Source organism: Acinetobacter sp. RW6 (assembly GCF_041956835.1).
Taxonomy (GTDB): Bacteria; Pseudomonadota; Gammaproteobacteria; order Pseudomonadales; family Moraxellaceae; genus Acinetobacter; species Acinetobacter calcoaceticus.
In genome coordinates this window covers 2,537,906-2,560,160 of sequence record NZ_CP167121.1, presented here as the reverse complement: position 1 = coordinate 2,560,160, position 22,255 = coordinate 2,537,906, and the positions used below count along the sequence as shown (strand labels likewise).

The window sequence follows — 22,255 nt, the reverse complement described above, 5'->3', positions numbered from 1 at the left end:
TAATCTAATTACAAAAATGTTGTATTTTTTTTGTTCTTTTTTGATTATTTTTTACCAAATGGTTTATTTGGACAATGATGTCCAAAACTTAATAAATAAAAAAATGGAATAATCATGAAAATTTTTTTAACAGCTCTTTGTCTAAGTTGGGCTACCTTAAGCTACGCCAATTTAGAATCTGCAAATCTTGTTCCACTCAGTGATTCAGAACTTTCTAAAGTTGAAGCTCAGGCATTATTTTCATTTACCTATACCGACCCAAAACAAGCTGATGCTTCAATGAATCAGCAAAATATTGGCTTTTATAAATTGGGTTTAGAGGCAAATCTTGAATTAAATGCCAATGTTAATAAGTTGCAATTAGGATGTGGGGGCGTAAACGGTTTAGGTGGGTGTGATATTGATATTGATAACTTAAGTTTAAGTGGTTTAAGTGATACCAGTGATGGGCGAGCTTCTTCTTCTGCTGTTTTTAGTAATCCCTTTATTGAATTTGCAATTAAAAATCCAGACAGCGCAGCCTTAAGAGAAATTAAAGGTTTTCGTTTAAGTGCTGAAAAGGTTATGGGACTGCTGACTATGGGGCTTGAAAATTCAGAAACACCAAATGGAATTAATAGCTTAAGTGGTTACATGAAAATTAAAGATACCACTGGTTTAGCTTATACCGCTGCTCGTAATATGTCTTATCAAGATACAGGCAAGACCATTGATGGGACTGTTAATGCATGTATCGGGATTTGTATTCCTTTAGGATTTAACTCGTCTGATTATAATTTGCAATTACAACAGACCACTGCACCTATTGTGATCAACGGGCAAGTGATTTCTGGTTCACGAATGAATAATGTCATGCTGAACGGGGTAGCAAATATCGATCAGCTTAATTTCTCTGGAGATCTGAAAGCTTCTATTAATGCAGCACTTGGTCTATTAAATTTACAAAAAAATGTAACGGGTAGCATTACCGGATTAAGAGCGGCGCTCACAGTTGATCAAAACTTAGGATTTATTCATAAAATTGAATTAAACAATCCTTTCTCGCTTTCTTTACAAGGCCAACAAATATTTTGGCCAGGTGCAGATGCAGCAGCAGAACGGGGGTGGTGGATGGCTTTTGATGATGAAATTGATATTGGCAATGTTACGCCAAGTAAACAAATTGAGATAACTAATGATGTTTTAAAGCAGGTGGTAGGTCCAATTAGTGGTTATTTAACCGCAAACCCAGTGAGATGTAATCTTTTAAATTGTTTGTTTGGTGAAGACTTAGCAGTTGGTGAAGTTAAATTACCCAATACGATTGTGAATTTCCCATTGAAAGATTTACAACTTAAAAATCAATCTTTTGCACCAAACTGTTACGGTAATTTAAAATTCTGCTAAATTCAAAGTGACATAAAAAAACCTTTAAAGTTAACTTTAAAGGTTTTTTTATTACTTATGAAATATACGAGCTTTATCACGTTGCCAGTCACGGTCTTTTTCAGTTGCACGTTTGTCATGAAGTTGTTTACCCTTCACAAGCGCAATTTCTAGTTTGACTAAATGACCTTTCCAGTAACATGCCAAAGGAACGCAAGAGTAACCTTTTTGGTTAACTGCACCCATCAGGTGTTCAAGCTGACGGCGGGAGAGCAATAACTTACGGGTACGTGTTGCTTCAGGTACCACATGGGTCGAAGCCGATAATAAAGGCTGAATTTGTGAGCCAAGTAAAAATGCTTCGCCATTCTTGAAAATGACATAACTTTCCGTCAAAGTCATACGCCCAGCACGTAAGGATTTTACTTCCCAACCTTGAAGTGACATACCAGCTTCAAATTTTTCTTCGATAAAATAATCATGACGGGCACGTTTATTTTGTGCGATTGTTCCGCCATTGTGTTTTTTCACTACTGTTGCTTTCGCCATAATTCAAACTTCCACAATTATGCCTATTGTGCCGTAAACTGATGCTAAGGTGAAGTTTTTCCTGCACATGAATATTTCGCCTCATGTATAACTTTTGCTAAAATAGGTTCACAATACAATTAGAGTACTAGCGGATGTCTAAAACGCGTGTAATTTATCCTGGAACATTTGACCCCATCACGAATGGACACGTTGATTTAGTTACTAGAGCATCAAGAATGTTTGATGAGGTTGTAGTAGCAATTGCAATTGGACATCATAAGAACCCCTTGTTCAGTCTAGAAGAAAGAGTTGAACTGGCACAATCATCTTTAAGCCATCTATCAAATGTTGAATTTGTAGGCTTCGATGGTTTACTGGTTAATTTTTTCAAAGAACAAAAGGCAACCGCAGTACTTCGTGGTTTAAGGGCGGTTTCTGATTTTGAATATGAATTTCAACTTGCCAATATGAACCGTCAACTTGACCCACATTTTGAAGCGGTGTTTTTAACACCATCTGAGCAGTACTCTTTTATTTCTTCGACATTGATTCGGGAAATTGCTCGTTTAAAAGGGGATGTAACCAAGTTTGTTCCGCAAGCTGTGGTTGAGGCCTTTGAACGTAAACATCAACAAGGTTGGTAACGTGTCGTTATATATCACCGATGAATGCATAAACTGTGATGTTTGTGAACCAGTTTGCCCGAATGAAGCAATTTTCATGGGTGAAGTGATTTATGAAATTCATCCAGACTTGTGCACTGAATGCGTTGGTCATCATGACCAACCGCAATGCCAATTGTTTTGTCCTGTAGATTGTATTCCTAAAGATCCAGAGCATGAGGAAACGGAAGAACAGCTATTCGACAAATATAAAAAATTAATTGCTCAAAAAAGCACGAGCAATTAGTAAATAAATTTGTTAATATGCGCCCCTGAAGTGAGCTGGATGGTCGCTGCTGTGGAGGTCTTCGTGACTGAAGCAGGGGAGGAAAGTCCGGGCTTCATAGGGCAGGGTGCCAGGTAACGCCTGGGCGGTGAAAGCCGACGGAAAGTGCAGCAGAGAGTAGACCGCCTCATTCGTGAGGTAAGGGTGAAAGGGTGCGGTAAGAGCGCACCGCGTGTCTGGTAACAGTTCACGGCATGGTAAACCCCACCAGAAGCAAGACCAAATAGGAATCCTGAGGTACGGCCCGTACTGGATTCGGGTAGGTCGCTTGAGCGTATGAGTGATTGTACGCCTAGAGGAATGACCATCCTCGACAGAACCCGGCTTATAGGCTCACTTCACCTAATTTATTTAAAATTTTTCTTGACGTGCATTAAAGAAACTAAGATAATGCGCGCACAGTTTAAGGCTATGTAGCTCAGTTGGTTAGAGCACCGCACTCATAATGCGGGGGTCACAAGTTCAAGTCTCGTCATAGCCACCATTTTATAGACCACGCTCCTGCGTGGTCTTTTTTTATGCTTGTTTTTTTGATTAAACACAGTTTGTAAAGACTGACTTTATAATGATGAGATGTTTTTGATTTTTTTTATTAGCTTATTTATATTTAAAAATTATTCCTGTTAGCTTAAGGCAATAAGCATCTTAATTGCAGGTGGTATTGGGTATTACCATTCTTATCTCAAATGGATGAGCTCGTAGCACGTGGGGCACAGAGTACGAGTTATATTAAGCTTACGGTGCGCTTGAACATACAGCTTTGTTAGATGAGCTAAAACAGAAAGATACAAAGTATGTGTTCAGCTATGTTGACGCAGAAGGTTGTGTGCTTAACTTAGGCGAATTGATTTCATTACAATCTAAAGAAATATATGTCTATGTATGTGGACTGAAACCAATAATTGATGCTGTGATTAATTGTTGTAATAAGCATTGTTACCTTGATGAATACATTCATTGGGAACAATTTGCTTCAACAGTTCCAGAAGGTGGGAGGGAAGGCTTTTACGGATGTATTCGACAAGTCTAATCAGAAAATGAAGTACAAAGTAACTAGTCAATTTTATAAGCGATCGAAATATTAAATATTGATATTGAATGCCTATGTTGTGAACGGGGATGCGATACATGTGAAACTGCTATTTTGGAAGGTAAAGCAGAACATTTTGATCAATATCTTGGTGATACAGGAAAGACTTCACCGCTGAGTATGATGATTTGGAGATTGCGGGCAAAAGGTAAAAAACTAGTATTAGATTTTTCATACATTTCTTTGGTCGATCAATTATTTAAAACATAGATTTGCTAAAAAATGAACAAACAAAGGTGATCTGAATCTTATTTGTTCATTTGGTGGAATTTAATAGTTTTGGACTCTTGACCTGTTCTGTAGAACTATAGATAATGCGCACACAGTTTACGGCTATGTAGCTCAGTTGGTTAGAGCACCGCACTCATAATGCGGGGGTCACAAGTTCAAGTCTCGTCATAGCCACCATTTTAAAAACCATGCTCATGCATGGTTTCTTTTTGTCTTTTTTTTACTCATTAAAATGTTTTTCAATCATATCGAGTGTTTTTGGGCTTTGATAAAAAGGAGCTAAAATCGTTTGAAGTAACGGCTCTAAAATACCGTGTTCATTAAAGACATTCATGACTTTAGGGTAAAAACGTAAAGCTTCAGTTTGTAAATCGGTTTCGGTTAAACCAATCTCACTTAATACTTCAAATAAACTCTCGTCTTTGTAAAATTCATAAAAAACTTCTACGCCATACAAAATAAGATCTTGCATAAATTGTGACTGGCGTAATTCTTTCCAATATTCGTAAATTAAAACAAAGAACTCTTCAACATCAAGAGGAGTTAACTGTTTCATAAACTCATACATTTTTTTATGTCTAAGATCTTCCCAGACATGTCGTATCAGACTTTCTAAATCTTCAGTCGACAAAAGACTTAACTCTGTGAGTTGCTCGTGAATAAAGCTGGCAATCCAAGTTTCAAGTTTATGCTCAAGACGTTGTTGTTGTAAAAAAGAGAATTTTTTGAGTTTATGTTGCCATTCAAAATGATAGTCATCTACTCTAGATGCATTTAGAAATTTTGGTATTTTCTGTTCTAAGGTCGAGGTCGCAATATATTGGCAAAGTTGTTGAACGGCGGGGCTAGTTCTTAAAAACTGGTTGAGATAATGAGGAATATGCTCCATTTCCAAAAATTTGGAGAGCCACATTTCAAATTGATGATCGGATACTAGATCTTGTAGCTGTATTGGAGATTTCAAGGCAGTTAAGTAAATACGCTGGGCAATTTCCCCAATAAACTCAAGTAAACCAGCACCTAGCTGCATTTCAAAAGCATAGCGTTTCACAACAGCTTGTAATTGTTCTAAATCAACCACTTCATGAAGTTTGATTTCATCGGCATGCTGCATAAAAAGTTGAATGAACTGCCGGAAGTAAATAGGTGAGTTTTCTATAGATAATTGTTTTTTGAAAAATTCCACTTGCTCAAGCAAAAGTGCTTGAGCAAGTGTTGTGGTTTTTGATGAGTTTTTTTGCTCAGTCATTCGCTGTCCAACCGTTGATAATCGGATAACGTCGTTCGCGGCTAAATGCACGAGAGGTAATTCTCGGACCGATAGCACCTTGACGACGTTTGTATTCATTACGATCAACTAAACGGATGACTTTTTCAACAACTTCTTTATCAAAACCTTTGGCAATAATATCTGCCTGACCTAAATCTTCTTCAATATATGCGTAAAGGATGGCATCCAATACATCATATGGGGGTAAAGAATCTTGGTCTTTTTGGTCTGGGCGAAGTTCTGCTGAAGGTGGGCGAGTAATTACACGCTCAGGAATAACCGGAGTTTCACTTAAGCTATTACGGTATTTTGCCAATTCAAATACGATCGTTTTATAAACATCTTTTAGAACAGCAAAACCACCAACCATATCACCATAAAGTGTACAGTAGCCAACTGAAAGCTCAGACTTATTGCCAGTAGCGAGTACTAAATTACCAAATTTATTTGATAAACCCATGAGTAATGTACCGCGCGCGCGCGCTTGTAAATTCTCTTCGGTTGCATCTGCTGGTGAGTTGCCAAAGAAAGGATACAAGGTTTGCATAAAGCTATTTACAACTGAATGTATTTCCGCAATACCGAAAGTCACACCCATACGACGAGCTTGTTCTGCTGCATCTTCTACACTAATTTGAGAAGTGTAGGTATAAGGCATCATTACGGCTTGTACTTTTTCTGCACCGATTGCATCAACAGCAATAGCTAATGTAAGGGCGGAGTCGATACCGCCAGATAAACCTAAAATTACACCGGGAAAACCAGAACGCTCGACGTAATCACGTGTAGCCATGACTAAGCCTTGATAGATCTCTGCAAAAGTTTCTAATGCAGGAGCAGATTCAGTGGCTTTAAATGATTTATTTTTATGGTCAAATTCAGCAATATAAAGGTCTTCTTTAAAGCTCGGTGCTTGTAAAGCAATTTCACCATTTTTGTTACTGACAAAACTTGTGCCATCAAAAATTAAATCGTCTTGTCCACCCACTTGGTTAACATAAACAATGTTCAGGTGAAGTTGTTTTGCAAGTTCACTTAAGGTTTGTGTACGGTGTTGTGGTTTACCGACTTCATATGGTGATGCATTAAGTACAAGAACAGTATCAACATTCAATTGGCTTAACTGTTTTACGGTATTAATTGACCAGATATCTTCACAGATCAATACGCCAAACTTATGTCCAAGATATTCAAACACCAAATGTTGATGACCTTCTTGGAAATAACGTTTTTCATCAAAGACGCCATAGTTTGGTAAATTGTGTTTGTTAAAAACACCCAAAACTTGACCGTCTTTCATGACAGCAGCAGAATTATAACGTTGACCATCTTCTGTCTGGTTCACAAATCCGAAAACCATGACAATATCTTTAACTTCGGCAAGTTGAGCAAAAGCCTTTTGCATACGTTTGTTTAAATTTGGACGTAACAGTAAGTCTTCAGCTGGATAACCAATAACAGAAAGCTCGGGAAAAATAATCAGGTCAGCGTCTTGTTTTTTCGCCTGATTCACTTGCTCAATCATCTTTTTGGTGTTTGAGTCAATATTGCCAATATGCGGAGAAAACTGAGCAAGGGCAACTTTAAAACTTTTCATTCAAACCTAATCCTAGATCATAACGAATATAGATACACACAGTGTTGATTTTTATAGATATAATTTTTCAACGATGTGTATGATACGATAGTAAACAATTAAAATAGTAAACAAAAATGTCAAGATCAATAATATATACCAATCACATATTTTCTGCGTAAAAATAACGAGATTTTCTGTATAGAATAGAAACAGGCTTCATTATTTTTATTGTTTGTATACTGCCTTATCACAAGCCAATTTGGAATAAGCGCGTTATATTTTTTTCAATAATTTGAATTAAGTAAGCGTGATTTTCTTGTTTAGATAAGTATTTCTGATTTATAAGAATTCTCATTTACATTAAGCAAAAAATGTTACGTTCAAAGAAAGACTGATTATTTAGTTACAAATGAAGCTGAGGTGAACAGATAATATTTGGGATTTTCCCAGAGCAAATGTCACGGGCAATTTCACCTTGTTGCTCAATGTTATAAGAGCTAAACGCCTTGTGGGGAGAGTAGGTGTATTTATAGGGATTGTAATTTTTAAAGCTAAGATAATAGGCCGATTGCAACAATGCACCTTTAAGTAGTACATGAATACCTTTTTGATATTGCATGACATGAGTGAGTTCGTGAATAAAAATACCCTGCATAAATTTAGATTCTAGTGCGTAATTTTCACTGTAATCGGAAGGATTGACATAAATATTTCCGTTTGGCGCCATAAAAATACCGCGAGATTGCCAAGGTAAATAACGAGTAGCAATAATTTTAGGTTGTTCGCAATTGAGCATGTCACCGAAAACGAGTTGTGCTAATACTTTTTCTTGAGCAGTCAGATATCTGATGGGATAGTTTTTTAAGTGACGAAAAATAAAAAGTGTAAGAAGTATAAATTGTTGTTGGGTTGAGCGTTTAAGGGCATTAAAAGTTAGCATAGCTTTGCCATTAAATAAGTTCATCTATTTCTTTAGGATAGTATAGATTACTTATTAGTAAATAAAGGGTCGGAGTTACTCATTGGGTATAACTTTAAGAGAGTGTTGATTTTATGCTTTTGATTGAAAAAAGTTAAATATAAGGATAACTCTGCGAGTTTTTATTGTCTAAATTAAAGAAATTGCTCGGAAAAGCAAAAACCCCAGTTAAAACTGAGGCTTTACGACAACTAAAATCACTACAGCAAATAAGATTAAAGTTGGCATTTCATTAAAGAAACGCCAGAACCTATGTGATTTATAGTGTGCATTTCCGATAAGTTTTTTACGATAGTAGCCACATACCAAATGGTAGATGACTAATAAAGCGACTAAAGCAACTTTAAGATAAAACCATGTTGCCTGATGGTAATGTCGAGTTGCATCGCCCCATTCCACAAGAAAATGGGCGGTAATTAATGTGGCAATCATAGAAGGCCACATAATTCCGCGATACAACTTACGTTCCATTATTTCAAAGCGTTGATGACTAGCAGCATCTTCACTCATGGCATGGTAAACATATAAACGTGGTAAGTAGAACAAAGCAGCGAACCAACAAACCACAGCAATAATATGTAATGCTTTTACCCACAAAAAAGCATCAGAAGGTGCATCCATCGATAATCCTAGGTGGGATTATGCATCCCACTTTTTGAAAATAAGGCAAGCGTTAACACCGCCAAAGCCAAAACTGTTACTCATTACAGTATTCAATTTTGCATCACGTTTTTCAAGTACGATATCAAAAGGTTTTGCGCCTTCATCTAGTTCAGTCACATTAATATTTGGTGCAATAAAGTCATTTTGCATCATTAGAACTGAGTAAATGGCTTCTTGTACACCAGCTGCACCTAAGCTATGACCTGTCATAGATTTGGTTGAGCTAAGAGGAGGTACATTGCCTTCGCCAAATGCACGTTCCATTGCTTTAAGTTCTGTAATGTCGCCAGCTGGAGTAGATGTACCATGTGTATTTACATAGTCAATTTTTTCTACGCCATGTTGTTTAGCTTCTTCAAGTGCCATTAATACACAACGTGTAGCGCCTTCACCACTCGGAGCAACCATGTCTGCGCCATCGCTGTTTGCAGCATAACCAACCACTTCAGCTAAAATGTTGGCACCACGTGCTTGAGCGTGTTCAAGTGATTCAAGTACGACAAAACCACCACCGCCAGCAATAACGAAACCGTCGCGGTCTGCTGAATATGGACGAGATGCTGTTTCTGGAGTTTCATTATATTTCGAGCAAAGCGCACCCATTGCATCAAATAATAAACTTTGAGACCAATGATCTTCTTCACCACCACCAGCAAGCATAAGATCTTGTTTGCCAAGTTGAATAAGGTTGTACGCATAACCAATTGCGTCAGCAGAAGTTGCACAAGCACTCGTAATAGTATGAGCAATACCTTGTAGTTTGAATGCAACACCTACGTTTGCAGTAATCGTGTTTGACATGTTGCGTGGTACGAAGAAAGGTCCTACTTTACGTGCACCTTTAGTCTCTAAAAGCTCAGTCATTTCAACAACAGATGCAGTTGAACCACCACCTGAACCGCCTGCGATACCGTAACGTGGATTACCACCGATTTGCTCAGCAGTAAGTCCTGCATGTTCAACAGCAGCTACAGCAGCATTGTAAGCGTACATTGCACATACGCCCATAAAGCGTTTTAACTTACGGTCAATATGATCAAAATCTTGTTCCGCAGCAGCGCTCACATGACTTTTAAAATTGAGTTCAGCATAAGTTGGGTTAAAACGTGTCCCGGAGATTCCGTTTTGAAGTGAATGAGTAACTGCTTCTAAAGAGTTACCGATACATGAGTTAATACCCATACCAGTGATTACAACACGTTTCATCTACAGGTCCCTTTATGGTGATATTAAGAGTCTATCGTGATCAACAGCTATGAAAATGAATAGGAGAATATAGCTATAAGAAAACAAGACTCATGTTTTTTCGTTGTTAACATGATAGCAGAAAGGATTTTTATTTCTTATGGCAAATCTTTATGACAATTTTACATTTAAAAAAATAACTAAATACATGGTATGTTGCATTTAGGGTTAACTAAAATACACACATACAAGTTGAGATAAATCCACATTCCACCTAGTATTTGTGTCTAATTAGATAAATTAAAAAATCGAGGTACTTGATGACAAAATTCAATAATAATCAATCTGACAATTTGTTTTCTCAGGTCTTCGGAGTGGCTAAAAAGCTCAGTTCTACAGGATTGAGTATCTTGCAACAGAACCAATCAGGTGATGTAAGTAAGGTAATTGAACCAATCCCAACTGGTAAAACGGTTGAAGGTAAATCGAGAACAAAAAGCCCATTTGAAGTTGAGCAATATGAAAGTCCTCAACAAATGCTTCGAGAGCAATTACCGAAAGTCACTCGTCAGGTCTTTGGGCGGCATTTTACAAAAGTAAATGGTGTGGCTACATTTCTTTCCCCCGATTGGGATCAAAAAGTCTCAGGCTATTTATTTGATTGGTTGAATGACTTTAGTTCAAAAAGCACCTTAACTGAAAAAATCTTGGAAGAAGCGGGTGCTAAAGATTTGTTTGAACTAACTAAGGATACGGGTCGTTCTCAACGCTTAAGTCAGGCGCTCATTGAACAAAATAAATTAATTGCGACAATACAAGGGGCAATCACAGGCGTGTCCGGTGTGGTTGGCGCTGCTGTAGATGTTCCTGTTTCACTCGTGTTGGTCTTGAGAACGATTTATCAGACAGGAAGATCACATGGTTTTGACCTTCAAGAAGTTACTGACCAAGATGTTGTCGAGTTTATCTTTAAAGAAGTTGATATTAGTCTGATTGCTGAAAAGCAAACTTTATTGTTAGCTTTAAAAACATTAAGAAATATGTTGGAAACGCAAGATATTCATCAATTTCAGCAAGTGTTAGGTTCAACTACTGATTTTGATACTTTAAAGAACTGGTTAGTCGATGAGGATGGAGAGTTTAAATGGGGTTGGTTAAATCGTATTCCTAAACTCTCTGCCTTTGGTAAAGTTACCCCAGTTGCTGGTGCTGTTTTAAGCGCAGTATATAGCTGGAAACTACAAGAAGATGTTGGTCATAAAGCACAAGCTATCTTTGGAGCCGCAAGACATTATTTAAATGAACATCCAAGTGAGCATTTATCTCCGCTACAGGCTTATTATGCTGCGGTTACACTCATTCAGAAAGCCAGTCCACGTCTTTTAAATGTTGGTGAAGATGGCAATATTCACGCTGAGCATCATCATAAAGTAGAAAATCATGATGTAATTTCAAAAGTATCTATTGTCTTAAAGCCGACAGAAAGTAAAAAGAGCGAAGAGAAAATTCAGGAAAATGTTCATCAGGGTATTGAGCAACTTGCCGATAAACATGTAGAGGAACATGAGCATACTGAGCAAAAACCAGCTTTAGCTCCAGAGGAAGATGAAGAGGAGTTGAATGATAAAAAATACTCTTAACAATACGCTTACAAATAAGAGGTTTAAAAATAAAATTTGAACTCTATTTAAATTTGTAAGTTATCCTGTCAAAGATTGATATGGTCAACATTTGGTAAGTATTGCCGTGTTGACCATTTTTGCATCTTAGCTTACAATTATGTGCCCTTAAAAAGAGGTATTTCTTTTTAAGGTTTTTTAATAACGGGAGAATTGCCATATGGCAACAACGAATCAGTTGATCCGTAAGGGTCGTACGACTTTGGTTGAAAAATCCAAAGTTCCTGCGTTGAAGGCTTGTCCACAACGTCGTGGTGTTTGTACACGTGTTTATACAACTACACCTAAAAAACCTAACTCAGCTATGCGTAAGGTTTGCCGTGTTCGCTTAACTTCAGGTTTTGAAGTATCTAGCTACATCGGTGGTGAAGGTCATAACCTACAAGAGCACAGTGTTGTTCTTATCCGTGGTGGTCGTGTTAAAGACTTACCAGGTGTACGTTACCATACCGTTCGTGGTTCATTAGACTGTGCTGGTGTTAAAGATCGTAATCAATCACGTTCTAAATACGGTACTAAGCGTCCTAAGAAGTAATTCTAGGAAACTAGTCCAATAAGCCCTTTAGCGTTTCGCTTGTTTGAATTCTTCATAGATTTGTAATTCAAGCGACGTATAGTAAGGCCAGCGTCGTGTACATGACACTTGTACAAACTGCTGGATTATCCTGAAGTGTCATATTATTAGGTGTATTAAAATGCCAAGACGTCGCGTAGTCGCTGCTCGTGAGATCCTTCCAGATCCAAAATTTAGCAGCCAAACAATCGCTAAATTCATGAACCACGTAATGCAAGATGGTAAAAAATCTGTTGCTGAAGGTATCGTTTACGGTGCTTTAGAACGTGTTCAAGAAAAAAACAAAGTAGACCCAGTTGAATTTTTCGAGACTACTCTTGAAAAAGTTCGTCCTATGGTTGAAGTAAAAGCACGCCGTGTTGGTGGTGCTACTTATCAAGTACCTATGGAAGTACGCCCATCCCGTCGTACTGCCTTAGCAATGCGTTGGTTAGTAGATGCTGCTGCTAAGCGTTCTGAAAAAACGATGGCTTTACGTCTTGCTGGTGAGTTGCTTGATGCAGCTGAAGGTAAAGGTGCAGCAATCAAAAAACGTGAAGACGTGCATCGTATGGCTGAAGCCAACAAAGCCTTCTCTCACTACCGTTTCTAAGCGGATAAAACAGTCCCTAATCAGGAGAATATTCATGCGTACAGCAGCTCGATTCAACATTGCTCTTTATCAAAGTGGGAGCTTTGCGGGTATTTAAGTTGCCTGCTTGGATATTTGTACGCATCAATTTAATTGATGCGTCCTGTTTTAAATATAACATTTAGGAATGTAGACATCATGGCTCGCCAAACCCCAATTAGTAATTACCGTAACATCGGTATTTCTGCGCACATTGACGCAGGTAAAACAACTACAACAGAACGTATTTTGTTCTACACAGGTGTATCTCACAAAATTGGTGAAGTACACGATGGTGCAGCAACAATGGACTGGATGGAACAAGAGCAAGAGCGCGGTATTACAATTACCTCGGCTGCGACAACTTGTTTCTGGTCTGGTATGGGTAACCAATTCGAACAACACCGTATCAACGTAATTGACACCCCGGGACACGTAGACTTCACAATCGAAGTTGAACGTTCTATGCGTGTTCTTGACGGTGCGTGCATGGTTTACTGTGCAGTTGGTGGCGTACAACCTCAGTCTGAAACTGTATGGCGTCAAGCAAACAAATATAAAGTGCCTCGTTTAGCATTCGTGAACAAGATGGACCGTACTGGTGCAAACTTCTTCCGTGCTGTTGAGCAAGTTAAAACTCGTTTAGGTGGTAATCCTGTACCTATCGTTGTGCCAATTGGTGCAGAAGATACGTTTGCAGGTGTTGTTGACCTTATCGAAATGAAAGCGATTATCTGGGATGAAGCATCTCAAGGTATGAAGTTTGAATATGCTGAAATTCCAGCTGACCTAGTTGATACGTCTAACGAATGGCGTACCAAAATGGTTGAAGCTGCGGCTGAAGCTTCTGAAGAATTAATGGACAAGTACCTTGAAGAAGGTGATCTTTCTAAAGAAGAGATCATTGCAGGTTTACGTGCTCGTACATTAGCTTCTGAAATTCAAGTAATGCTTTGTGGTTCTGCGTTCAAAAACAAAGGTGTTCAACGTATGTTGGATGCTGTAATTGAATTCTTACCATCACCTACAGAAGTTAAAGCGATCGAAGGTATCCTTGACGACAAAGACGAAACTAAAGCGTCTCGTGAAGCATCTGACGAAGCTCCGTTCTCTGCGTTAGCGTTCAAAATCATGAACGACAAGTTCGTAGGTAACTTAACATTCGTACGTGTTTATTCTGGTGTTCTTAAACAAGGTGATCCGGTTTATAACCCAGTTAAATCTAAGCGTGAACGTATCGGTCGTATCGTGCAAATGCATGCGAACGAACGTCAAGATCTTGATGAAATCCGTGCAGGTGATATCGCAGCGTGTGTAGGTCTTAAAGACGTTACTACTGGTGATACATTATGTGATGAGAAAAACATCATTACACTTGAGCGTATGGAATTCCCAGAGCCAGTAATTTCATTGGCTGTTGAACCAAAAACTAAAGCTGACCAAGAAAAAATGTCAATTGCTTTAGGTCGTTTGGCTAAAGAAGATCCATCGTTCCGCGTTCGTACAGACGAAGAATCTGGTCAAACAATTATTGCTGGTATGGGTGAGCTTCACCTTGACATCATCGTTGACCGTATGAAGCGTGAATTCGGTGTTGAAGCGAACATTGGTAAACCAATGGTTGCTTATCGCGAAACAATCAAAAAGACTGTTGAGCAAGAAGGTAAGTTCGTTCGTCAAACAGGTGGTAAAGGTAAATTCGGTCATGTATATGTTCGTTTAGAGCCTATGGATGTTGAAGAAGCTGGTAAAGAATACCAATTCGCTGAAGAAGTTGTCGGCGGTACTGTACCTAAAGAATTCTTTGGTGCGGTTGACAAAGGTATTCAAGAACGTATGAAGAATGGTGTATTAGCTGGTTACCCTGTTGTGGGTATCAAAGCGACATTATTCGATGGTTCTTACCATGATGTCGACTCTGATGAATTGTCGTTCAAAATGGCTGGTTCGTACGCTTTCCGTGACGGTTTCATGAAAGCTGATCCTATCCTTCTTGAACCAATCATGAAAGTTGAAGTAGAAACTCCAGAAGACTACATGGGCGATATCATGGGTGACTTAAACCGTCGTCGTGGTATGGTTCAAGGTATGGATGATCTTCCTGGTGGAACAAAAGCAATTAAAGCAGAAGTTCCATTGGCTGAGATGTTTGGTTACGCGACTCAAATGCGTTCTATGTCTCAAGGTCGTGCGACTTATTCTATGGAATTCGCTAAATACGCTGAAACTCCACGTAACGTGGCTGAAGGCATCATCGCTAAGTTCCAGACTGGCGGTAAAAAAGGTGACGACGAGTAATCTTTCGATTACTATAAGCCCAAACTAATTCTTAGTTAAAACCAAGCGCTCGTGCAGTGACCCTGCATGAGCAGTTTATAAAGGAAGATCATCATGGCTAAAGCCAAGTTTGAACGTAATAAGCCACACGTAAACGTGGGCACAATCGGTCACGTTGACCATGGTAAAACAACTTTAACTGCTGCGATTGCAACTATTTGTGCAAAAACTTACGGCGGTGAAGCGAAAGATTACTCACAAATCGACTCAGCACCTGAAGAAAAAGCACGTGGTATTACAATTAATACTTCACACGTAGAATACGATTCTCCAATCCGTCACTACGCTCACGTAGACTGCCCGGGCCACGCCGATTATGTTAAAAACATGATTACTGGTGCTGCTCAGATGGACGGCGCGATCCTTGTATGTGCTGCGACTGATGGTCCAATGCCACAAACTCGTGAACACATCCTTCTTTCTCGTCAGGTTGGTGTACCTTACATCATCGTATTCTTGAACAAGTGTGACCTTGTTGATGATGAAGAATTACTTGAATTAGTAGAAATGGAAGTTCGTGAACTTCTTTCTACTTATGACTTCCCAGGTGATGACACTCCAGTTATCCGTGGTTCTGCGCTTAAAGCGTTGGAAGGTGATGCTGGTCAATATGGTGAGCCTTCAGTTCTTGCTCTTGTTGAGGCGCTTGACTCTTACATTCCAGAACCAGAACGTGCTATCGACAAAGCATTCTTAATGCCAATCGAAGACGTATTCTCTATCTCTGGCCGTGGTACAGTAGTAACTGGTCGTGTAGAAGCTGGTATCGTGAAAGTAGGCGAATCAGTTGAAATCGTTGGTATCCGTGATACTCAAACAACTACAGTTACTGGCGTTGAAATGTTCCGTAAATTGCTTGACGAAGGTCGTGCAGGCGAGAACTGTGGTGTATTACTTCGTGGTACTAAGCGTGAAGACGTACAACGTGGTCAAGTACTTGCTAAACCAGGTACAATCAAGCCGCACACTAAATTCGATGCAGAAGTATACGTACTTTCTAAAGAAGAAGGTGGTCGTCATACTCCATTCCTTAACGGCTACCGTCCACAGTTCTACTTCCGTACAACTGACGTAACTGGCGCAATCCAATTACAAGACGGCGTTGAAATGGTTATGCCAGGCGACAACGTTGAAATGTCAGTAGAATTAATCCACCCAATCGCAATGGACCCAGGTCTACGTTTTGCGATCCGTGAAGGTGGTCGTACTGTAGGTGCTGGTGTTGTTGCGAAAGTAACTGCATAATCACTTTCAGTGAAAAAAAGCGCTCTTTTTAGAGCGCTTTTTTTATATTTAATTGTCTAACAATCATTATAAAAGCTGGCCTTAACTGATATTTCAATGTCCTTATTTACACTTAATCCTTTTTATTAAATTTGTATGATAAGAATCAAGAAAACGAACAATAAAGTTTGAGTAACTTGGGTTACTTATTAAGGAGCTTTGGGTATGAATGCTAAAGTGAATATTACTAATCGTGCAGGGGCGAGCTTTCCTGTACGTCGTATGAACTTTGACTTTAATGATGTACCAGAATATTGGATGAATGGTTCTGCTGGACTAACACACTTTATGACAGCATTGTCAGCTTTGTTTCCAGCTGGTGAGAAATTCTTTATAGATAGTGTACGTGCAGTACGTTATCACCCATCTATTAAAGATGATGAAGCGCTTCAGAAAGAGATTAGCGCTTTCATTGGGCAAGAAGCAATGCATACTCAAGAGCATGTGAATTTTAATGCCTCTGCTCAAAAGTTTGGTCATGACATTGAAACGTTAGAGAAGTTTACTGACACGGCAATTCAAACAGCAATTAAAACTTTTGTAAAAATTGTCAAACCTTTCGGTATGACCAAAGACATGGTTGATCTGACTGCTACAACCGCACTTGAACATTTTACCGCTACGATTGCTTCACAATTATTAGTCAATAAGCATATTCAAGAGTTGATGACAGATGAAACCATGTCAACGATGTGGTATTGGCATGCTATCGAAGAAAATGAGCATAAAGCCGTAGCTTTTGATGTGTACGAAGGTGTATTTGGTAAAGGCGTAAAAGCTTATGCTTTACGTACGAGTTCTCTAGTGTTTGCGATGACTTTGATTTTCTTGATTCAGTCTTCTTTTGTACTTCGTCTATTAAAGCAAGATAAAAAGTTAAATTTGGATGAGCTATCTGTGATTTATAAATATGCATATAGCCCATCGAAAGGTATCATTACTGGCATGGCTAAAGAAATGCTGGCTTACTTTAAGCCTGGTTTTCATCCAAATGATTTGGATACAGTAGGTCTATTGAAAACATGGAAAGCAAAATTAGGTTTGTAATTTAATCTATGTTGATTTGAAAGGGCTCATTGGTAGCCCTTTTTCTTTTTTTAAGTACTAACAATAATGATTAGCAGATCTATGCACCTTTATGGGGGTGCTTAATGACCTCATCTGATATTTCTCTGTCCTCATCTGCACTTAATTGGCACATTGAAAGACGTATGATTATAAATATTAAGAAAATAAATAAAGTTATATGTGAATTAGCTATTCACTTAAAAGGAGTCTGAGATGAATGCTAAAGTAAATATTTCAAATCGTGCTGGTGCTAGTTTCCCTGTTCGTCGTATGGACTTTGAATTTGCTCAGGTCCCTCGTTATTGGGCAAATTATGATGCAGGATTAACCCATTTTATGACAGCATTATCGGCCCTTTTTCCCGAAGGTGAACAGTTCTTTGTAAATAGCACGCGTGCTGTTCGAAATGACCCAAAACTTGCCGATCCTGCTCTTCAAAAAGAAATTAGCGCCTTTATTGGTCAAGAAGCAATGCATTCAAAAGAACATCTTGCTTTTAATGCTTCAGCGCAAGCTTACGGATATGATGTTCGTCATATGGAAAAGCAGACAGGTACTGTCATTAAGATGGGTACAGCTGTTATGACCAAATTAATGAAACCTTTTGGTTATACCAAAGAAATGATTGATCTGACCGGAACGTGTGCTTTAGAGCATTTCACATCTACCATTGCAGCTGAACTTTTACAAAATCCCGAAATTCAAGCGATGTTCCAAGATGACACGATGTATCATTTGTGGATGTGGCATGCCGTAGAAGAAAATGAGCATAAAGCTGTGGCATTTGATGTGTATACAAGTATGTATGGACAAGGACCAAAAGCTTATTTTATGCGTTCAACGGCTTTAATCATTGCAATGGCATTAATTTTTGCAACGCAGACACATTTTACTGCCAAGTTATTAAAAACTGATGGAAAATTAACATTGAAAGATACTAAATACATGCTTAAGTTCATGTATGGACGTAAAGGTTTTATGACCCGCCAGATTCCAGAGTTACTTGATTTCTTAAGACCAAAATTTCATCCAAATGATTCTGACACTACAGCATTGCTGGCAACTTGGCGTGAAAAGTTAGGTCTCTAAAAAGAACGATAAAAAAAGGACAATTTAATTGTCCTTTTTTTTGTTCGTTTTTTCTTGTGAAGTTTTTATAATACGCATTCCTTTAAAACTCTGATTGTGTTGGAACTCATGATTCGTACTATGCAAAACACTGATATTGAAATTGTTGTACAAATCGAAAAATCAGTGCAAACACATCCATGGTCAAGACAGCAATTTGTAGAATCTTTGAATTCCTACCAGTGTACAGTCATTGAGTCACAAAATAGAGTAGTTGGGTTTTGTATTTTGCAGCCAGTGCTAGATGAAGCGAATCTATTACTCATGGCAGTTGATCCTAAAATGCAAGGACAAGGTCTCGGGTATGAGTTATTAAATGCATCAATTGATCAGTTAAAAAATCAGCCAGTACAAATATTTTTAGAAGTTCGTGAAAGTAATAAAGCAGCTATAGGTCTGTATGAGAAAATAGGTTTTCACCAAATAGATCTACGTCGCAATTATTATCCTAGCCAAGAAGGTGGGCGTGAACATGCTGTAATTATGGTAAAAACCTGTACCGATGATTTTGCATCGTTGTTTTAAAACTCCTGTCTAGTTGCTGACCTAACAAACAGACAGGATTAAAATCATTTAATAATTAAATTATTCCATTCAGAAGGTAATGTGGTCATCAGAGAGGTACCTAACTGTTGAATTTCTTCTGGTGATAAGGATCTGTTTAAACGGCGCCATTGTCCATCTAATAGAAGTTCTAAAGGGGTATATTGCGATTTATAATTCATTTTGGCTGAGTGGGGCACCCAATAGCCTAAATAAAGATATTCTAAACCAAGCGATTTAACATATTCGATTTGGTTAAGAATAGAGTACACACCAAGTGATCTTCGGTGCTCATCTGGGTCAAAGAAAGTATAGACTGCAGACAGTCCATCATCCATTAGATCGCAGGTAGACACACTGATTAAACGGTTATCTTTCCAAAGCTCAAGAAAAAAGCTATCTGTACAACTATGTACTAAAAACTTTTCAAACTGATCTAAGCTAGGTGGAAACATATCTCCATCAGCATGGCGTTCATTAATATAGCGTTCATATAAATCGTAATGAATTTGTGCTGCTTGCTGAGTAGGCAAAACAGTCATAGTCAGATCTTGATTTCGTTTCCACGCTTTTTTTTGCATTCCATTCATTTGGAAGTCGGCAACTGGAACACGACAAGACAAACATTGTCTGCATAAATGGCATTCAGGGCGATAAACGAAGTCACCGCTACGACGAAATCCTAAACGAGAAAGTTCTGAAAGAGTGACCACATCAATCCGATGAATAGGGTCTAAAAACACCATGCGCGCCGATTTATTTTCTAGGTAGCTGCAATCATGAGGTGGAGTAATATAATACTGCAGATCATTTAAAAGGGACTTCGGGTGATATGATTTCATGATTGGTCCCTCCTGTTATCATTCCATTAATTTTGCATCTAATGCTATTGTTTTACTTGAAAATACACGTTCTTGATACTTTTTCCAATTGATAGAGGGGTGAATAATTACATCTTGTAACGATTTAAGGTACTCTTGACGAGAAAGTGTACAAGCTCCCAAGCTAATTAAGTGACTATTTACAAGTTGGCAGTCTACCCAAGGTAGTTGATTTTCTTGCCCAATCAGCATTAATGTATAAAAAGCCATTTTTGAAACATCAGTTTCATTACTAAACATTGACTCACCGAAGCATCCTTTGCCAATCGTAATGCCGTACAAACCTCCAACAAGTTTATCTTGTTCCCAAACCTCCACACTATATCCATAGCCAGCTTTAAACATCTCACAGTAGCCCTGAATAATATCTTCGCTAATCCATGTTTCGTCTGCATAAGTTCTTGGTAGAGAACATGAGCGAATAACTTCTTCGAAGGCGTGATTAACCGTAATTGCATAGTCATATTTTTTCATGTTTCTAAGGAGTGACTTGCTTGGCTTATAATTTTGAGGATAGATGACACAACGAGGTTCGGGACTCCACCAACAAATTGGCTCATCTTCATTGAACCACGGAAATAATCCATGGGTGTACGCTTCATAGAGAGTAGAAGGGGAGAGATCAGCACCAATACAAATTAAACCATGACCATCCGGATCAGATTCAATGGGATCAGGGAAAATGAATTGAGAAAGTGGAAGGTTCTGCATAAAAGATAAAATGAAATAGAATGATTCAAAATTAACGTAACTGAGCTTCATTGACAATTTTTATTGTTCATCTTTAGCATGAAGGAATGAAAAGGAAAGGTTTGCCTAATGCTAAAACTTATTGCAGAAGATTTTATTGATATTAAAAAAATTGATTTTGTTTTGCCGCTTTATCAAGAACTCGTTGAAAAAACGAGATGTGAAGAAGGGTGTATTGCGTACGATTTATATCATGATATAAAAAATTTAGGACATTTTGTTTTTATTGAAGAATGGGTAGATCGTGCTGCATTAGATCGACATGTCCAGTCTGAGCACTTTCAACGCTTAGTTCCTCAGATTGACCAATATCAGACGAGGTCGGGACGTTTTACGCATTTGGACCATTTTGAAAATATGACGAAATAAAACACTATTAAAAAAGACATTCAATAGAGCATTGAATGTCTTTTGTGTTAATTGAATTAACCGAGATTATCTAAATATTTTTCAGCATCAAGTGCCGCCATACAACCTGATCCAGCAGAAGTAATGGCTTGACGATAAATACTGTCAGCTACGTCACCAGCAGCAAAAACACCAGCTACAGAAGTTGCTGTTGCATTACCTGAAGTGCCGCTTTGCACTTGAATATAGCCATCACGTAAGTTTAATTGACCATCAAACATTGCAGTGTTCGGTTTATGACCGATTGCAACGAATAGACCATGAACCTCTACGTCTTGCTTAGAGTCATCTTGAGTTGATTTAAGGCGAACACTTGTTACGCCAGTATTGTCACCCAATACTTCTTCAACTTCATGATTCCAGATAATGCTGATTTTGCCTTCTTTTTCTTTGGCAAATAAATGATCTTGCAAAATCTTTTCAGAACGTAAGCTATCACGGCGGTGTACTAGCGTTACATGTGCAGCAATATTTGATAAATAAAGCGCTTCTTCAACTGCAGTGTTACCACCACCTACAACCATCACTTTTTGATTTTTGTAGAAGAAACCATCACATGTTGCACAGGCACTTACGCCTTGGCCCATAAATTTCTGTTCAGACTCTAAGCCAAGATATTGAGCTGTAGCGCCAGTTGCAATAATCAATGCATCACATGTGTACTCTTCCATGTCACCTTTAAGAACAAAAGGACGTACATTTAAGTCCACTTCGTTAATATGGTCATAGACGAGTTCTGTACCAAAGCGTTCAGCATGTGCTTGCATACGATCCATTAAGGCAGGACCTGTTAAACCTTCAGGATCGCCCGGCCAGTTGTCAACTTCGGTTGTTGTTGTAAGTTGGCCACCTAGTTGTAAACCTGCAATTAAAGTAGGTTTAAGGTTGGCACGAGCCGCATAGACAGCTGCACTATAACCAGCAGGACCAGAACCGAGAATAATTAACCGAGAATGACGAGCACTCATTGAGGGTATCCTTATTTATTTCGAGAATTTTGAAAATTATACGTGAATTTGTCGATCAATAGCGCTAAATCAATGTGGATAATATTGATCAGGTCAATCGAATTAAGTTATATAACAATATAGAAGTGGCTCATGTTAACAACAACTGTAAAGAATCATGCACCTTTTTTGTAAGAACAGGTGC

General features: G+C 38.4%; 21 protein-coding genes, 2 tRNA genes, 1 other RNA gene and 1 pseudogene. 16 read left to right on the top strand and 9 right to left on the bottom strand.

Annotated features, from left to right (window positions below):
- The first annotated feature begins 114 nt into the window (after nt 1-114).
- Entirely contained in the window at nt 115-1,386 is a 1,272-nt protein-coding gene (locus tag ACB088_RS12115; RefSeq protein ID WP_198497036.1) for a hypothetical protein, read from the top strand.
- A gap of 51 nt (nt 1,387-1,437) precedes the next feature.
- Here the strand turns inward: ACB088_RS12115 and smpB are convergent, their stop codons facing one another.
- A complete protein-coding gene (gene smpB / locus ACB088_RS12110; protein WP_004641603.1) occupies nt 1,438-1,914 on the bottom strand; it encodes an SsrA-binding protein SmpB in 477 nt (158 codons plus the stop codon).
- Between the two features lie 134 nt (nt 1,915-2,048).
- On the opposite strand from smpB, the gene coaD reads away from it, so the two are divergent.
- The 6 genes and pseudogenes from coaD to ACB088_RS12080 all read left to right on the top strand — a co-directional run bounded on the left by coaD (nt 2,049) and on the right by ACB088_RS12080 (nt 4,342).
- A complete protein-coding gene (gene coaD / locus ACB088_RS12105; RefSeq protein ID WP_004641605.1) occupies nt 2,049-2,540 on the top strand; it encodes a pantetheine-phosphate adenylyltransferase in 492 nt (163 codons plus the stop codon).
- 1 nt (nt 2,541) lies between these two features.
- The gene (locus ACB088_RS12100) at nt 2,542-2,805 is read left to right on the top strand and encodes a YfhL family 4Fe-4S dicluster ferredoxin (RefSeq protein ID WP_003653306.1); all 264 of its coding nucleotides are present in this window, start codon (nt 2,542-2,544) and stop codon (nt 2,803-2,805) included.
- Between the two features lie 27 nt (nt 2,806-2,832).
- An RNA gene (gene rnpB, locus ACB088_RS12095) (RNase P RNA component class A) lies at nt 2,833-3,188 on the top strand.
- A gap of 63 nt (nt 3,189-3,251) precedes the next feature.
- Nucleotides 3,252-3,328: transfer RNA gene (locus ACB088_RS12090), tRNA-Met, on the top strand.
- Nucleotides 3,329-3,486: 158 nt separating this feature from the next.
- A pseudogene (locus ACB088_RS12085) lies at nt 3,487-4,144 on the top strand (oxidoreductase); the annotation flags it as partial.
- Nucleotides 4,145-4,265: 121 nt separating this feature from the next.
- Nucleotides 4,266-4,342: transfer RNA gene (locus ACB088_RS12080), tRNA-Met, on the top strand.
- 43 nt (nt 4,343-4,385) lie between these two features.
- Here ACB088_RS12080 and ACB088_RS12075 read toward each other — a convergent pair.
- From ACB088_RS12075 to ACB088_RS12055, 5 genes are all read right to left on the bottom strand, one after another.
- Entirely contained in the window at nt 4,386-5,414 is a 1,029-nt protein-coding gene (locus ACB088_RS12075) for a hypothetical protein (protein ID WP_045436695.1), read from the bottom strand.
- Nucleotides 5,407-7,032, bottom strand: coding sequence for an NAD+ synthase (locus ACB088_RS12070; protein ID WP_375037087.1), 1,626 nt, complete (start codon nt 7,030-7,032; stop codon nt 5,407-5,409). Before ACB088_RS12070 ends, ACB088_RS12075 begins: the two co-directional genes overlap by 8 nt.
- 385 nt (nt 7,033-7,417) lie before the next feature.
- The gene (locus tag ACB088_RS12065; protein WP_375037086.1) at nt 7,418-7,978 is read right to left on the bottom strand and encodes a hypothetical protein; all 561 of its coding nucleotides are present in this window, start codon (nt 7,976-7,978) and stop codon (nt 7,418-7,420) included.
- Between the two features lie 183 nt (nt 7,979-8,161).
- Nucleotides 8,162-8,614, bottom strand: coding sequence for a protoporphyrinogen oxidase HemJ (gene hemJ / locus ACB088_RS12060; RefSeq protein WP_003653300.1), 453 nt, complete (start codon nt 8,612-8,614; stop codon nt 8,162-8,164).
- A gap of 18 nt (nt 8,615-8,632) precedes the next feature.
- Nucleotides 8,633-9,862 carry a beta-ketoacyl synthase N-terminal-like domain-containing protein gene (locus ACB088_RS12055; protein ID WP_003653298.1) on the bottom strand — a complete coding sequence of 410 codons (1,230 nt, stop codon included), beginning with the start codon at nt 9,860-9,862 and terminating at the stop codon, nt 8,633-8,635.
- A 299-nt stretch (nt 9,863-10,161) separates the two neighbouring features.
- On the opposite strand from ACB088_RS12055, the gene ACB088_RS12050 reads away from it, so the two are divergent.
- The 8 genes from ACB088_RS12050 (at nt 10,162) to rimI (ending at nt 19,046) form a co-directional block, all read left to right on the top strand.
- Nucleotides 10,162-11,481 (top strand): EcsC family protein, encoded by a 1,320-nt coding sequence (locus ACB088_RS12050; RefSeq protein ID WP_213074659.1) that lies wholly within the window; start codon nt 10,162-10,164, stop codon nt 11,479-11,481.
- Between the two features lie 199 nt (nt 11,482-11,680).
- On the top strand, nt 11,681-12,055 hold the full coding sequence (gene rpsL, locus ACB088_RS12045; protein ID WP_002050319.1) for a 30S ribosomal protein S12: 375 nt from the start codon (nt 11,681-11,683) through the stop codon (nt 12,053-12,055).
- Nucleotides 12,056-12,215: 160 nt separating this feature from the next.
- Nucleotides 12,216-12,686: a 30S ribosomal protein S7 gene (rpsG, locus tag ACB088_RS12040; RefSeq protein WP_004638185.1), complete on the top strand. Its 471-nt coding sequence runs from the start codon at nt 12,216-12,218 to the stop codon at nt 12,684-12,686.
- Nucleotides 12,687-12,863: 177 nt separating this feature from the next.
- Entirely contained in the window at nt 12,864-15,002 is a 2,139-nt protein-coding gene (gene fusA / locus ACB088_RS12035; protein ID WP_004641624.1) for an elongation factor G, read from the top strand.
- Nucleotides 15,003-15,095: 93 nt separating this feature from the next.
- A complete protein-coding gene (tuf, locus tag ACB088_RS12030) occupies nt 15,096-16,286 on the top strand; it encodes an elongation factor Tu (RefSeq protein ID WP_004640736.1) in 1,191 nt (396 codons plus the stop codon).
- A gap of 204 nt (nt 16,287-16,490) precedes the next feature.
- A complete protein-coding gene (locus ACB088_RS12025; RefSeq protein WP_375037085.1) occupies nt 16,491-17,372 on the top strand; it encodes a metal-dependent hydrolase in 882 nt (293 codons plus the stop codon).
- 234 nt (nt 17,373-17,606) lie between these two features.
- Nucleotides 17,607-18,482, top strand: a complete 876-nt coding sequence (locus ACB088_RS12020; RefSeq protein WP_092707728.1) for a metal-dependent hydrolase — start codon at nt 17,607-17,609, stop codon at nt 18,480-18,482.
- 108 nt (nt 18,483-18,590) lie between these two features.
- Nucleotides 18,591-19,046, top strand: a complete 456-nt coding sequence (rimI, locus tag ACB088_RS12015; RefSeq protein ID WP_199990304.1) for a ribosomal protein S18-alanine N-acetyltransferase — start codon at nt 18,591-18,593, stop codon at nt 19,044-19,046.
- Nucleotides 19,047-19,090: 44 nt separating this feature from the next.
- Here rimI and ACB088_RS12010 read toward each other — a convergent pair whose 3' ends face one another.
- Nucleotides 19,091-19,906, bottom strand: a complete 816-nt coding sequence (locus ACB088_RS12010) for an arginyltransferase (RefSeq protein ID WP_003653280.1) — start codon at nt 19,904-19,906, stop codon at nt 19,091-19,093.
- Nucleotides 19,907-19,924: 18 nt separating this feature from the next.
- Nucleotides 19,925-20,656, bottom strand: coding sequence for a leucyl/phenylalanyl-tRNA--protein transferase (gene aat / locus ACB088_RS12005; RefSeq protein ID WP_375037084.1), 732 nt, complete (start codon nt 20,654-20,656; stop codon nt 19,925-19,927).
- A gap of 108 nt (nt 20,657-20,764) precedes the next feature.
- On the opposite strand from aat, the gene ACB088_RS12000 reads away from it, so the two are divergent.
- The gene (locus tag ACB088_RS12000; protein ID WP_375037083.1) at nt 20,765-21,064 is read left to right on the top strand and encodes a putative quinol monooxygenase; all 300 of its coding nucleotides are present in this window, start codon (nt 20,765-20,767) and stop codon (nt 21,062-21,064) included.
- 56 nt (nt 21,065-21,120) lie between these two features.
- Here the strand turns inward: ACB088_RS12000 and trxB are convergent, their stop codons facing one another.
- The gene (gene trxB, locus ACB088_RS11995) at nt 21,121-22,071 is read right to left on the bottom strand and encodes a thioredoxin-disulfide reductase (RefSeq protein WP_056478355.1); all 951 of its coding nucleotides are present in this window, start codon (nt 22,069-22,071) and stop codon (nt 21,121-21,123) included.
- Nucleotides 22,072-22,255 lie beyond the last annotated feature (184 nt).

Bases quoted from the DNA above. Each gene is read 5' to 3' on its own strand.
- ACB088_RS12115 (WP_198497036.1), top strand. From the start codon at position 115: ATGAAAATTTTTTTAACAGCTCTTTGTCTAAGTTGGGCTACCTTAAGC.
- smpB (WP_004641603.1), bottom strand. From the start codon at position 1,914: ATGGCGAAAGCAACAGTAGTGAAAAAACACAATGGCGGAACAATCGCA.
- coaD (WP_004641605.1), top strand. From the start codon at position 2,049: ATGTCTAAAACGCGTGTAATTTATCCTGGAACATTTGACCCCATCACG.
- ACB088_RS12075 (WP_045436695.1), bottom strand. From the start codon at position 5,414: ATGACTGAGCAAAAAAACTCATCAAAAACCACAACACTTGCTCAAGCA.
- ACB088_RS12070 (WP_375037087.1), bottom strand. From the start codon at position 7,032: ATGAAAAGTTTTAAAGTTGCCCTTGCTCAGTTTTCTCCGCATATTGGC.
- ACB088_RS12065 (WP_375037086.1), bottom strand. From the start codon at position 7,978: ATGAACTTATTTAATGGCAAAGCTATGCTAACTTTTAATGCCCTTAAA.
- hemJ (WP_003653300.1), bottom strand. From the start codon at position 8,614: ATGGATGCACCTTCTGATGCTTTTTTGTGGGTAAAAGCATTACATATT.
- ACB088_RS12055 (WP_003653298.1), bottom strand. From the start codon at position 9,862: ATGAAACGTGTTGTAATCACTGGTATGGGTATTAACTCATGTATCGGT.
- ACB088_RS12050 (WP_213074659.1), top strand. From the start codon at position 10,162: ATGACAAAATTCAATAATAATCAATCTGACAATTTGTTTTCTCAGGTC.
- rpsL (WP_002050319.1), top strand. From the start codon at position 11,681: ATGGCAACAACGAATCAGTTGATCCGTAAGGGTCGTACGACTTTGGTT.
- rpsG (WP_004638185.1), top strand. From the start codon at position 12,216: ATGCCAAGACGTCGCGTAGTCGCTGCTCGTGAGATCCTTCCAGATCCA.
- fusA (WP_004641624.1), top strand. From the start codon at position 12,864: ATGGCTCGCCAAACCCCAATTAGTAATTACCGTAACATCGGTATTTCT.
- tuf (WP_004640736.1), top strand. From the start codon at position 15,096: ATGGCTAAAGCCAAGTTTGAACGTAATAAGCCACACGTAAACGTGGGC.
- ACB088_RS12025 (WP_375037085.1), top strand. From the start codon at position 16,491: ATGAATGCTAAAGTGAATATTACTAATCGTGCAGGGGCGAGCTTTCCT.
- ACB088_RS12020 (WP_092707728.1), top strand. From the start codon at position 17,607: ATGAATGCTAAAGTAAATATTTCAAATCGTGCTGGTGCTAGTTTCCCT.
- rimI (WP_199990304.1), top strand. From the start codon at position 18,591: ATGATTCGTACTATGCAAAACACTGATATTGAAATTGTTGTACAAATC.
- ACB088_RS12010 (WP_003653280.1), bottom strand. From the start codon at position 19,906: ATGAAATCATATCACCCGAAGTCCCTTTTAAATGATCTGCAGTATTAT.
- aat (WP_375037084.1), bottom strand. From the start codon at position 20,656: ATGCAGAACCTTCCACTTTCTCAATTCATTTTCCCTGATCCCATTGAA.
- ACB088_RS12000 (WP_375037083.1), top strand. From the start codon at position 20,765: ATGCTAAAACTTATTGCAGAAGATTTTATTGATATTAAAAAAATTGAT.
- trxB (WP_056478355.1), bottom strand. From the start codon at position 22,071: ATGAGTGCTCGTCATTCTCGGTTAATTATTCTCGGTTCTGGTCCTGCT.